10 protein-coding genes and 1 pseudogene are annotated in these 11,888 nt (G+C 56.8%); 3 read left to right on the top strand and 8 right to left on the bottom strand.

Annotation, left to right across the window (positions count from 1 at the left end; genetic code table 11):
• Nucleotides 1-80: 80 nt before the first annotated feature.
• Nucleotides 81-992: a universal stress protein gene (locus ACA047_RS16815; RefSeq protein WP_497351139.1), complete on the top strand. Its 912-nt coding sequence runs from the start codon at nt 81-83 to the stop codon at nt 990-992.
• A gap of 54 nt (nt 993-1,046) precedes the next feature.
• Here the strand turns inward: ACA047_RS16815 and ACA047_RS16810 are convergent, their stop codons facing one another.
• Entirely contained in the window at nt 1,047-1,610 is a 564-nt protein-coding gene (locus ACA047_RS16810) for a GNAT family N-acetyltransferase (RefSeq protein WP_497351137.1), read from the bottom strand.
• A gap of 245 nt (nt 1,611-1,855) precedes the next feature.
• Between ACA047_RS16810 and ACA047_RS16805 the strand changes: the two genes are divergently transcribed.
• Nucleotides 1,856-2,749, top strand: a complete 894-nt coding sequence (locus ACA047_RS16805; RefSeq protein ID WP_497351135.1) for a universal stress protein — start codon at nt 1,856-1,858, stop codon at nt 2,747-2,749.
• A 136-nt stretch (nt 2,750-2,885) separates the two neighbouring features.
• Entirely contained in the window at nt 2,886-5,258 is a 2,373-nt protein-coding gene (locus tag ACA047_RS16800; RefSeq protein WP_497351133.1) for a phosphoketolase family protein, read from the top strand.
• Nucleotides 5,259-5,516: 258 nt separating this feature from the next.
• On the opposite strand, the gene ACA047_RS16795 is transcribed toward ACA047_RS16800, so the two are convergent.
• From ACA047_RS16795 to ACA047_RS16765, 7 genes and pseudogenes are all read right to left on the bottom strand, one after another.
• The gene (locus ACA047_RS16795; RefSeq protein ID WP_497351131.1) at nt 5,517-5,666 is read right to left on the bottom strand and encodes an Hsp20/alpha crystallin family protein; all 150 of its coding nucleotides are present in this window, start codon (nt 5,664-5,666) and stop codon (nt 5,517-5,519) included.
• Between the two features lie 105 nt (nt 5,667-5,771).
• Nucleotides 5,772-6,524, bottom strand: coding sequence for a fumarate/nitrate reduction transcriptional regulator Fnr (fnr, locus tag ACA047_RS16790; protein WP_497351129.1), 753 nt, complete (start codon nt 6,522-6,524; stop codon nt 5,772-5,774).
• A gap of 445 nt (nt 6,525-6,969) precedes the next feature.
• Complete coding sequence (locus tag ACA047_RS16785; protein WP_497360400.1) at nt 6,970-7,755, bottom strand: methyl-accepting chemotaxis protein; 786 nt, start codon at nt 7,753-7,755, stop codon at nt 6,970-6,972.
• Between the two features lie 111 nt (nt 7,756-7,866).
• A pseudogene (locus tag ACA047_RS16780) lies at nt 7,867-9,129 on the bottom strand (cache domain-containing protein); the annotation flags it as partial.
• A gap of 171 nt (nt 9,130-9,300) precedes the next feature.
• Complete coding sequence (locus ACA047_RS16775) at nt 9,301-10,413, bottom strand: cyclic di-GMP phosphodiesterase (protein ID WP_497351127.1); 1,113 nt, start codon at nt 10,411-10,413, stop codon at nt 9,301-9,303.
• 379 nt (nt 10,414-10,792) lie between these two features.
• Nucleotides 10,793-11,389: a cytochrome c3 family protein gene (locus ACA047_RS16770; protein ID WP_497351125.1), complete on the bottom strand. Its 597-nt coding sequence runs from the start codon at nt 11,387-11,389 to the stop codon at nt 10,793-10,795.
• A 9-nt stretch (nt 11,390-11,398) separates the two neighbouring features.
• Nucleotides 11,399-11,884 (bottom strand): nitrate reductase cytochrome c-type subunit, encoded by a 486-nt coding sequence (locus tag ACA047_RS16765; RefSeq protein ID WP_497351123.1) that lies wholly within the window; start codon nt 11,882-11,884, stop codon nt 11,399-11,401.
• Nucleotides 11,885-11,888 lie beyond the last annotated feature (4 nt).

Here is an 11,888-nt window from a genome sequence, read left to right as displayed (position 1 = left end):
GATCAAATCCCTCTCCTGGCAAACGCTCATTCTGAAATTCTATTGACTCAAGTGGCTGCCGCCACATGCTGAGGTGTCCCATGTCCCAGACCCAACGTTTGCTGTTATTGGCCCCTGACGCCATGGCCCGTACGCCTGCGTTCGACCGCGCCACCGAACTGGCCCTGGCTCTGGACTTGCCTCTGCACATCGTAGCGATCGATTATCTGGATTTGCTCTCGGTGGCCGCTCTCTTTGCGCCGGATCAGGTCAAGCAAGCGCGCGAGGGGTACCTGGAAACCCATCGGCACTGGCTGTGGCAACAGGCTGAACTGGCGCGTCGGCACGGGGTCGAGGTGACGTGCGAGGTGGTTTGGGGCAAAGACCCTTATCAGGCTCTGCAGCAATACATCAAAGAGATGCCACTGGCACTGATCATCAAGGACGCCCAGCCGGAACCGGCGATGAAGCGGGTCTTTTTCACACCGCTTGACTGGCGATTGCTGCGTGACTGTCCAGTGCCGGTGCACTTGGTCACGGACTCTCGCCATCCCCGGCCTCGGCGGATCCTGGCGATCGTCGATGTGTTGCGCAGCGAGGAGCAGGATCTGGTGTTCAATGACAGGATCGTCGACGCCGCCGTGAAACTGGCTGGACAGTGCAACGCACAGGTCGAGTTGTTGCACGCCTTCGACTGGACGGCCGTCTACGCTTCGGACATGGGCATCGGTGCGCTCCCCCTGGCCACCGGGCTTTACGAAGCGTTGGGCCAGGCACAGCACGAGGTGTTCGAGTCGCTGGCCGAGCGTCATGGGGTTGCGCCGCAGCAGCGTCATTTCATCGAAGGTACGCCGCTAAATAGCATTTGCGCGTTCGCAGGCGATCACCAGTGCGATGTCATCGTCATGGGCACCACCCAGCATCGTGGTCTGGACAGGCGTTTGGGCAGCACCGCTGAACAGGTGTTGCAACGTGCGCCCTGCAGCGTGTTGGCGATCAAGCCGGAAGAATGATGAGGTCAACAATGCGAGGGGCCGTGATGCGTGGCCCCGTGCAAGTGTCTGTGACTAAAGATCGAGGCGGTGGATGACCTGCCGGGTGTCGTCGGGGTCGGAGTGGGTTTCAAACCCCAGGCCATGAGCCAGGTCCCGCATGGGGGCGTTACTGGCGGCGTCGATGGAGTACAGCTGGCGATAACCGTTTTTACGCGCGGTTTCTATCAAATGCTTCATCAACACCGTCCCCAGTCCCAGATGCTGCCATGGGTCGGCGACGGTTACGGCGCACTCGCATTCATATTCGCCGGTGGCGCAGTAGCGGCTGACGCCGATTTCGATCAACTGGCCGTTGTCGTGGGTCAGGGCGATGTAGGCCATGCGCGCCTTGTAGTCGATATCCATCAACTGGTCGAGCATGGCTGTGCCTGGTTCATTGATTTGCGCCAGAAAACGCATGTGCCGGGACTCCGGTGACAGACGCTTGATGAAGTCATATTCGCGCTGACGGTCTTCTTCCTTCAACGGCCTGACCAGCACATGCCGGCCGTCTTTAAGTGTTTCGATCCAGTGCTTGCCACTGATGCTGGCATACATGGCAGCGGCGCGTTCGTTGTGGTCTTTGACGGTGAGCATGGTGCAATCCTCCATCGGATTTGAACGTCCGGCGCGGCAACGGCCACGCAGTCGTTACCGTTCTACGCCCGTGATGGCGATCGATTCTGATCTGGATCAGTGCTCGTGTTTGCACCCTTGGTTACCTTGCACTTGATACAGATCAAACCGCTCCCGCCGTAGTTGGGTGCACGCTGGGGGTCCCCCTCAAGAAGGTCGGAGCAAGACACCGGACCTGACGGGGAAGAGCCCAGCGGAGGTATGCGATGGCGCAATACCAGCGTTTACTAATGATTGTCGAACCCGACCTGCAGCCTTCTGCCGCGCTGCGTCGTGCCTACGCCCTGGCCAGGGCCAGTGGCGCTGCGCTGCATTTGTGCGCCTTTGTCCAGCCACCGCCGCGCACCCACTTGTGGGGTGAAAAAATCGACGAAGCGACGATCCAGCGCTATGTGCACCGCTACCGTCGCTGGATGGTGGAGGAGGCCGCGATGCTTAAGGAGGAAGGGCTGAATGTGACGACGCATGTGGTCTGGTCCCTTCATCCGCTGCTGGATATTCTGCGCTACGTCCAAGAGTTCCAACCCGACCTGTTGATCAAGGATGTCACCCTGGAGCCCTTGCTCAAGCGCGTCTTTGTAACGCCACTTGATTGTCATCTACTGCGCGAATGCCCGGTGCCGTTGCATCTGGTCAACCAGGCTGTCCGCGGCTTGCCGCGCCGGGTCGTGGCCGCGGTGGATCCCGCAGACCCCGAGGCCAATGCTTTGAACGAGCGCATCATCCAGGCGGCCGGGGCACTGGCCTTGCAATGCAATGCCTCGTTGCATCTGTTGTACGCCTGCGACCTGTCGCCTGCCTTCAACGGGGAGGCCTCGTTGCTGGCCGGGGCCTGGAATGAAGACTTTACCGACGCCCTGCGAGAATCGCTGCACGCGGCGTTCATTCACCTGGCCGAGCGTTACAGCATACCGCCGGAATGTCGCTACTTCGTCGTCGGCCTGCCAGTGCCGGTGATTCATGAATTCCTCGATGAGTTCGAGGCCGATGTGGTGGTGATGGGGGCCGTGCAACGCGCCGGCGTTGAGCGGTTGATTGGCAGCACGACAGAGCGGGCATTGTATTCAGTGCCGGGCAGCCTGTTGGCGGTCAGGGAATGAGAGTGGCGCTCTGACTCTGATGTAAATCAAGTCGGTTCCATTCCTGCGCTCCAGAATCAGCCATGGTAGGCCGTTGACAAGCGGCTCAAGCGATCAGGGTTAACCGCCGGTGATCCTGCTTTTTGTGGAGGATGTGATGAGCGAATTTCTCAACCCCGACCAACTCACAGGCATTGACGCCTACTGGCGTGCTTCCAATTACCTGGCCGTGGGGCAGATCTACCTCAAGGACAACCCTTTGCTGCGTAAACCGCTGCAACGTTGTCATGTCAAGCCGCGCCTGTTGGGTCACTGGGGCACGACGCCGGGGCTGAACCTGATTTACGTTCACCTCAATCACCTGATCAAGACCCACGACCTGGACATGATACTGATCACCGGCCCCGGTCATGGCGGTCCGGCCATCGTGGCGCAGAGCTACCTGGAAGGCAGCTTCACCCAGTGTTATCCCTCGGTGGAGCAGAACGAGAATGGAATGCTGCGTTTGTTCCGGCAGTTCTCCTGGCCATACGGACTTTCCAGCCATGTCTCGGCGCAGATTCCCGGCTCCATCCACGAAGGTGGGGAACTGGGGTATTCCCTGGCGCATGCCTACGGGGCGGCGTTTGACAACCCGGAGCTGATCGTGGCCTGCGTCATTGGTGACGGTGAAGCCGAAACCGGCTCGCTGGCGGCGAGCTGGCATTCCAACAAATTCCTCAACCCCAGGCGTGACGGTGCCGTACTGCCGATCCTTCATCTCAACGGCTTCAAAATCGCCAACCCCACGTTGCTTTCACGCATCAGTGAGGACGAACTGTCGGCCCTGATGTATGGCTACGGCTACGATCCTTATTTTGTCGAAGGCGACGACCCGCAAGCTGTTCACCAGCAACTGGCCAGGGTTCTGGACAGCATGTTGCTCAAGATTCGCGAAATCCAGCACACCGCCCGGGCGGACTCGTCGGGCCGTGAGCTGGAGCGTCAGCTTTGGCCGATGCTGGTGCTGCGTACGCCCAAGGGCTGGACCGGTCCGAAGTTCGTCGACGGCCAGCAGGTCGAAGGCACCTGGCGCGCCCATCAGGTGCCGCTGAGTCATTTCGAGCAGCCCACACACCTGACGCAACTGGAACAATGGCTCGACAGTTACCGGCCGCAGGATTTGTTCGACGCCAACGGCGCATTGCTGCCAGACCTTGCCGCGTTGGCACCGACCGGCCATCGACGCCTGGGCGCCAATCCTCATGCCAATGGCGGCTTGCTTTTGAAGCCGCTGGAGCTGCCCCGGTTTACCGATTACGCCCTTCAGCTTCCCGAGCCCGGAGGTATGCAGGCAGAAGCCACCCGCGTGTTGGGCGGTTTTGTGCGCGATGTCATGCGGCACAATCTCAAGGCAGGCAACTTTCGCCTGTTCGGACCCGACGAAACAGCCTCCAATCGCCTTGATGCGGTGTACGAGGTCAGCGGCAAAGCCTGGATGGCGGCGCTGGAAGCCGGCGATACGAACCTGGACTGCGAGGGCCGGGTAATGGAGATCCTCAGTGAGCAGGTGTGTGAAGGCTGGCTTGAAGGGTATCTGTTGACTGGTCGCCACGGACTATTTTCCTGCTACGAGGCGTTCATCCAGATCGTCGATTCGATGTTCAACCAGCACGCCAAATGGCTCAAGACCGCCGCCCAGATTCCGTGGCGCGCGCCGATTGCTTCGCTCAACTACCTGCTCACGTCCCATGTCTGGCGTCAAGACCACAACGGTTTTTCCCATCAGGATCCGGGGTTCATTGATCTTGTGGCGAACAAGAGCGCCGATGTGGTGCGCATCTACTTGCCACCGGACGCCAACTGCCTGTTATCCGTGGCTGATCACTGCCTCAAGAGTCGCAATTACATCAACGTTATCGTGGCCGGCAAACAGCCAGAGTGGCAGTGGCTGGACATCGACTCGGCGATCCGCCACTGCATGACCGGCATCGGCCGCTGGGCCTTCGCCTGCAAGGACGATGAAGACCCGGACGTGGTGATGGCCTGCGCCGGTGACGTGCCGACCCTGGAAATCCTGGCCGCCGTCACTCTACTGCGCCAATACGTGCCGGACCTGCGTGTGCGGGTGGTGAATGTGGTGGACCTGATGGTCCTGCAACCGCCGCAACAGCATTCCCACGGTTTGCCGGATGCGGAGTTCGATGAGCTGTTCACCGTGGACAAACCAGTGATTTTCGCCTTCCACGGCTATCCGTCGCTGATCCATCGGCTGGTCTACAAACGGCACAATCACGACAACTTCCATGTGCGCGGTTTCATGGAAGAGGGGGCCACCACCACACCGTTCGACATGGCGGTCATCAATCACCTGGACCGCTACCAACTGGCACTCGATGTCATTCAACGGGTGCCACGATTGCAGCCGTTGGTGGACAGCGCCCGGGACCGCTACTGGGAAACCATGGAAAAGCATCAGTTGTACCTTATCGAGAATGGGCAGGACATGCCCGAAGTCTTGAACTGGCGCTGGACGCCTACGCCGGGGTGACGACCAGGAAGCGTCATGGCATCGACTCCGTACCGTAGCGTTCGAACCCGACTTTTGGAGATCCATCCCATAGGGGATTTACTCAGGCAACCAGAGTTAACAGGCGAATTGGCTTGCCAGTGGCCCAGGCCTGCAACTTTTCAATCATTAGGGGAAAGAGCCGCAGATAATTTGTCGATTGGCTCACCCCTTTGCTCAACAAGCGCAGGCATAAAAAAGCCCCTCGTCGTTGGCCGGCGAGGGGCAGGGGAGCAGTCTTCAGTCTGCCTTGATCGGCGCGACTTTTTCCGCTTTCAGTACTTCATGTTTTTTAGGCAACGTCAGCGTCAGCACGCCTTTGCTGAACTGGGCTTCTATCTTGTCGACATCGACCCCTTTTGGCAGGTTGAACACCTGCAGCCGTGACAAAGCCTCCACGAGAAGAGAGGTTCGACACGGTGTCTTAATTTCGGCTTGAAGGTGAGGAGGGGTCTTGATTTAGATCAGGGGTCTGGCAAACCGTCGGGCGGTGGGTCACTGTTCAGTGTGACGATGGCAACCGGCGACTTTGTGCCTGAGACCGGGCAGGTCCAGGATATTGACGTTGCGTCCATGCATATCCACCAGTTCTTCCTGGCGTAGATGGGCGATGCACCGGCAGATGGTTTCCAGGCGCAGGCCCAGGTAGGAGCCAATGGCCTCTCGACTCATGCGCAGCACGAACTCCCTGGAGGAATAACCGCGCGTATTAAGTCGTTGAGATAAGTTCAACAGAAACCCTGCCAGGCGCTCATCGGCGTTCATGTTGCCAAGCAACAGCAACATGCTGTGGTCGCGCACGATCTCCTGGCTCAGGAGTCTGTTCAGGTTGTGCTGCAGAGACGGGAGGTCGCGGGCCAGTTTCTCCAGATGACTGAAAGGAATCGGGCAGACTTCACTGTCTTCCAAGGCTATCGCAGTACAAGCGTAATGATCGGTGCTGATGGCGTCCAAGCCGAGCATCTCGCCCTGCATCTGGAACCCGGTGACTTGTTCTCGGCCGTCCACTGACAATACGCTGGTCTTGAAGAAACCCAGCCGCACAGCATAGAGCGACCTTAGCGGATCGCCAGTGCGGTACAACGATGCCCCTTTTTTGACCTTCACCCGCTGAGCGATCAAGGTGTCGAGACGCTCGACTTCACCGCCCGTCAGCCCAATGGGTAGGCACAGTTCAAGCACGTTGCAATTGGAGCAGGCGGCTTTGAGGGAGTGCACGTTTAACAGGCGAACATTGGACTCGGACATTGGGGGTAGATTCCTTGGTTGCAGCAATCATAGAAGACCTGCCCCATTGCGCCTGTTTTTTGTCGCTCAAAGTAATACCGACTGTCGATTGGCCACACAGTCTGACAGGGAGTGGCACATGGACAGAGATGACTAGGTTTGCGCATCCCTTGAAGGTTACGTAGAGGGGATAAGGATGGGTTGCACCGCTATTTGTGGTGCGGGGCCGTCGCTGATTCAATGGGACTAAACGTATTGAATCATCCAATAAAAGATCACCAAGCATACGGATGTGACCTCTCAGACAACGTTCGGAATGGTTTACCGTATTTCCCTGGGGGCACAGCAATCGATGTGCCCCCCCCGGGGATAACGTGAATTTACGGCTCATGTATTACATTTGTTTGAGTGCCAGCGAATATTATTGCGCGCTTGAATTTATTTGATGCCTGTCGGTTTCCAACCCCTATTTTTTCACCTTGAATCGACTTAACTCCCGCTGCATCAGCGAAGCACGCACTGAAAGATCCTTGGCCGCCACCGCGCACTCTTGTGAGTTTGACTGGTTTTTCTGCGTCACTTCGTCGATCTGTTCAAGTCCGATGCTTGCCTGCTGCAAGCCTGAAGCCTGCTCGCTGGAGGCTTGGTAGATCAGCGAAACCAGGCTGGAAACCTCGCTGGTTCCACTGACGATGTTTTTGAGTGATTCGGCGGTTCGGCCTGCGATGATCATGCCCTGTCGTGTCTTGCTCGAGGAGTCGGCGATCAACGCGGCCGTCTGCTGGGCCGCCTCGGCGCTGCGGGCTGCCAGGCTACGCACTTCGTCTGCCACCACGGCAAAACCGCGCCCCAGCTCACCCGCCCGGGCGGCCTCGATGGCGGCGTTCAAAGCCAGCAAATTGGTTTGTGCGGCAATGTTATCGATAGTAGTGATGATCGCTGTAATGTCCTTGCCCGAGTTATCTATTTCGGCCATTGCGCCAATCAGCTCACTCATCAACTGGTCACTTTCTCCCGCATCGGCGCGTGATGCCTGGGATTGCTCATCGGCTTTTTTAGCGTTGGCGGCGTTGTCCCGGGTTTGAGCAGCCATTTGCGTCATCACCGCACTGATTTCGGTGATGGACGATGCGGAATTGGCTGCCCCATCGGATAAGGACTGACTCAGATCGGTGACCTGCCCCGAGCTGCCGGTGATCTGGGTGGCACTGGCCTGGACTTCGGAAATCAGCTGGTTGAGGTTACTGACCATCTTCTCAAGTGACTTGCCGAGCGTATCGTGGGGTGAAGACAACCTGACCTCTAGATCCAGATCACCTTCGGAGATGCGCTCGGCCACCCTGACTTGCCGTTGCAGGCTTTCAGACATGTCGTTAAGTGCGACCGACAATTGCCCCACTTCATCCTCGGTTTTCTGCACCAGACGACGGGAGAAGTCGCCCAGGCTGATATTGGCGGCCAATGCAGCTGCCTCACGAATCGGTCCGACGATTTTTGCAGCGGCAAACCATAGAGCGGCCAGCGCCAACAGTGAAATACCCAACCCCACCGACACTTGCCAGATGCTGTTGCTGATACTGCGTGCCTGCAACTCCTGCTCCAGGGTGATGGCCTGACTCATGACTACAGCCTTGGGCAAGCGAATCAGCACCGCCCAGGGCTTGCCTGTGCGCCCAAGTTCAATGGGCATCAGCACTTCGATATTCTGTGTTTGCGGATTAAGCAAACCGTCACTATGACCGCTCTGGATATCGCGCAGCACTTTTTCCCAGGAGCCGGGCAGCAGGGCCTTGATGGGCTGACCAATCAGGTCAGTACGCTGGCTGTCCGCTACTACCAGACCCTGGTTACTCATGATCGTCACCGAGCCCTTGCCACCATAGAGATCGGCAGACATCTGCTCGCTGAGTTTCTGGATAAAAGCGATATCGAAGTCAGCCCCGACCACGCCGTAGAACTTGCCATTGGAAACGATCGGAACCGACAAGGTGGTCAGCCATACGTTTTTACCCTGAACCACATAAGGAATGGGATCGAGCACACTTTCCTTCAGGGTTTCGCGCGGGCCGCTGTACCAGCCACCTTTTGGCACACCATTTGGGTGACGATCCGCAGAGTCATACTCGACCAATGGTTGCACCGCCACATGCCCCCCGGAACTGCGTGTCCAGTAAGGCGTGAAGCGCCCGGTTAATGGATTGCTGCCATCCTGAGCATTACGGAACGCGAGATCCTGCCCGTCCAGCGCATCCGGTTCCCAGCATGAATAAGTACCGTTGAAGTCAGGGTTATCCTTAAGGACGCTGAGCAATACGGTGTTGATCTGTTCTCGCCCCAATGCCAAAGGGCTTTGCGAGGCCTTGCTGGCGGCAAAGGCATTGGCCATGGTGCGAGCCGCATCCAGGGCATTTTGCAGCTTGGCCTGAATGGCGTTGGCACGGGATTCGGCCAGGTTTTGAATTTCCCGGATCGTTGATTTTTCAACCAGTGCTGTGACTTCGGCTGCCACGTATTGCTCATTAGCCCGAGCGGTAAAGAGCCCGTAAGCAACCAGGCTGACGGATGAAACAAACAGGCATATACCTGCCGTAACACAAATACGTACCTGCAATGATTTGAACTTCATAAAACCTCCCAGCCCAATCTATTTGTGTGCCGACAAAAAAGGCGGCAGATTTTTATGTTTTGCACGGTCTGGCAAGTGACGCTTGAATTCTTCGCTGCTTAAACTCAGCTGTTGTTGAGGTCGGGTTAAGTGAGTGTCGGGCGATCCAGGGAGTTTCCTGAACACTTAATTCTAGGCGGGAGGTCCGTTCCACAAGGCGTCTGTGTTCTTAAAGCCGTATTGCTCGGCCAAAACACGCTCAATAATTTTTTCGCTCGACGCAGCGTCACTTATGTCGATGGTCGAAGGCTTGATATAGGCATTTAAAACCGTGGAAAAGAAAATTTTTACGGTGGGCGTCAATAAAGAGTGTGGATGTTGCTCAGTGACCACGCCAATATGCCCACTGCTGAGGCGCACAACAGAGCCCACCGGATAAATGCCGACTGACTTTACAAATGCCTGGAATACTGAGTTGTCGAAATGTTGTTTCCATCCCGACATTTTTTGAACGGCGATAGCAGGGCCCCAAGCCTCATTGTATGGGCGATCAGATGTGACCGCGTCATAGACATCGCAAATGGCCGCCATGCGGGAAAAGAGGCTTATTTGCTCGCCGATTAACCGATCGGGATAACCGGAGCCATCCATTTTTTCATGATGATGGAGACAAACATCCAGCACCGCCTCATACAGCGGTGTCGAGGCGAGTAATATTTGAGCTCCCAATCGTGGGTGTTGACGAATGACCTCAAATTCATCATCGGTCAATTTTCCTGGCTTGTTAAGAATGGTGCCTGGAATCACCATCTTTCCAACGTCGTGCAGCAGGCCTGCAAGCCCGGCCTGATGGATAAGCTCCTCAGAAAAGTCCAGTTGATGAGCCACGGCAATCATTAAAGCGCAGACAGCGACTGAATGCATGTAGGTGTATTCAGTCGCCTGTTTGAGACGTACCAAGCTAATAAATGCATTCGGGTGACGCGTGATCGAGCAGGATATGTTGTCGACCAGTTCGTCTGCCTGTTTCATGGCGATTGCCTGTCCCATCCGCGCATGACTGAACATCTCGATGACCGCTGTCTTTGATTGGAGATAGAGTTTCTTCGCTCTGATGAGTTCTTCATTCAGCGTTGTGGTACTAACCACGCTATCGATCAGTTCCTCCTCAATCGTTGTATCCGGGGGGCTCGGCAAGCATGGGGCGTCTTGATGGGGTAACGTATCCTTCCAATAGGGGAGGTCGAAACAAGAACGACAGGGTTCGTTTTTGCAACATTCACCTGTTTCTTTACATTTCGTCATAGCGCTCATCCTTTCAGCGTCGCGGCGTCCCTGTTTTGTTCAAAACCTTCTTGGCTTTGTTTTTACAACTGACTGGATAGTGCTTGTCGAGGCTCCACGACGAATAGATTCACGGGTGACCACTCGCTCGGCGCATGAACAGATAGGTTGGCTGCATGGCTATTGTTGATATCAAGAGGACATCATTAAAATTATACTTTGGTATCGGTTTTGTACAGTTTTTGTAAAAGTTTTCGATGCAAGCTCAACAGAATATCGTTCGCTGGGTTTGTGAGCTTGGTCTGGCTTGGCTTGGCCAGGGCGTGTGGAGAAGGCTTTCGTCCTGGATGTCCGACGACTGCCCTCGATGCACGCGCTATACGTGATGTTCCAACTACTCTTACCAGCCTTTGACGCCGCTCATATCGGGTAGCTTGTGTGCGATGCCCTTGTGGCAATCAATGCAGGTGGCTTCACCGTTGGCCAGTGAAGTCGAGTGCATGGCCGCGGCACGCTTGCCTTGGCGGGTGAAATCCATGAACTCGAAGTTGTGGCAGTTACGGCATTCGCGGGAGTCGTTGGCCTTGAGCCTGGCCCACTCGTGTTCAGCCAGCTCGCGTCGCAGGGCAAGAAATTTGTCTCGCGTATCGATGGTGCCGAAAATCTTGCCCCAGACCTCCTTTGACGCCTGCATCTTTCGCGCGATCTTATGGGTCCATTCGTGCGGAACGTGGCAGTCCGGACAACTGGCACGCACGCCGGAGCGGTTGGTGTAGTGGATCGTGTCCTTCAACTCGACGAAGACGTTGTCACGCATTTCATGGCAGGAGACGCAGAACTTCTCGGTGTTGGTTGCCTCCAGCGCGGTGTTGAAGCCGCCCCAGAAAATGATCCCGGCGACAAAGCCCCCAAGCGTCAGAAAACCCAGGCTGTAGTAGAGGCTCGGACGACGCAGGATGCCCCAGTAATCCTTAAGTAGGGCGAACAGTGATTTCATGTTGCCTCCTCAGGGTTTTTGTGCGGCGTTGGCGTCGTCTTGCAGGATTTTGTCGATGGTCTCGAAACTGTTGTTCACCAGAGGCTTGGCTTCTGTTTGTGGCACGTGGCACTGGTTGCAGAAGTACCGACGCGGTGATACCGCCGCCAGCGCCTGGCCGTCGCGGTCCATGTAGTGGGTGATGCTGATCATCGTTGCCTGGGTCCGTGCGCTGTTGGCACGGCTGTGACAGGACAGGCATTTGTTGCCGTTCCTGTCGATCTGATAGCCGCGGATGGTATGAGGGATGGTCGGCGGCTGATCCGGGTAATTGCGCTCGCGCTTGAGGTCCTTGTTTTCTTCCTCGGCAATGGGTGGGGCGGCGATGCTCTGAGTCAAGGTGCCGCCAGGTCGGCGCCCATCGGGTGCCGGCGCGTCGAGCGGGTAGTCGATTTCTGCGGCGATGACCACGCCAATCGTAGCGAACAGGAGCAACGGCAGGATTCGAAAAGGCATGACG

The sequence above is a fragment of the Pseudomonas sp. LBUM1664 genome, assembly GCF_059695895.1.
This window is presented reverse-complemented; position numbering and strand designations above follow the sequence as displayed.

Coding starts and splice junctions, on each gene's coding strand:
- ACA047_RS16765 (WP_497351123.1), bottom strand. CDS start 11,884: ATGCCTTTTCGAATCCTGCCGTTGCTCCTGTTCGCTACGATTGGCGTG.
- ACA047_RS16775 (WP_497351127.1), bottom strand. CDS start 10,413: ATGACGAAATGTAAAGAAACAGGTGAATGTTGCAAAAACGAACCCTGT.
- ACA047_RS16805 (WP_497351135.1), top strand. CDS start 1,856: ATGGCGCAATACCAGCGTTTACTAATGATTGTCGAACCCGACCTGCAG.
- ACA047_RS16815 (WP_497351139.1), top strand. CDS start 81: ATGTCCCAGACCCAACGTTTGCTGTTATTGGCCCCTGACGCCATGGCC.
- ACA047_RS16800 (WP_497351133.1), top strand. CDS start 2,886: ATGAGCGAATTTCTCAACCCCGACCAACTCACAGGCATTGACGCCTAC.
- ACA047_RS16810 (WP_497351137.1), bottom strand. CDS start 1,610: ATGCTCACCGTCAAAGACCACAACGAACGCGCCGCTGCCATGTATGCC.
- fnr (WP_497351129.1), bottom strand. CDS start 6,524: ATGTCCGAGTCCAATGTTCGCCTGTTAAACGTGCACTCCCTCAAAGCC.
- ACA047_RS16770 (WP_497351125.1), bottom strand. CDS start 11,389: ATGAAATCACTGTTCGCCCTACTTAAGGATTACTGGGGCATCCTGCGT.
- ACA047_RS16785 (WP_497360400.1), bottom strand. CDS start 7,755: ATGGTCAGTAACCTCAACCAGCTGATTTCCGAAGTCCAGGCCAGTGCC.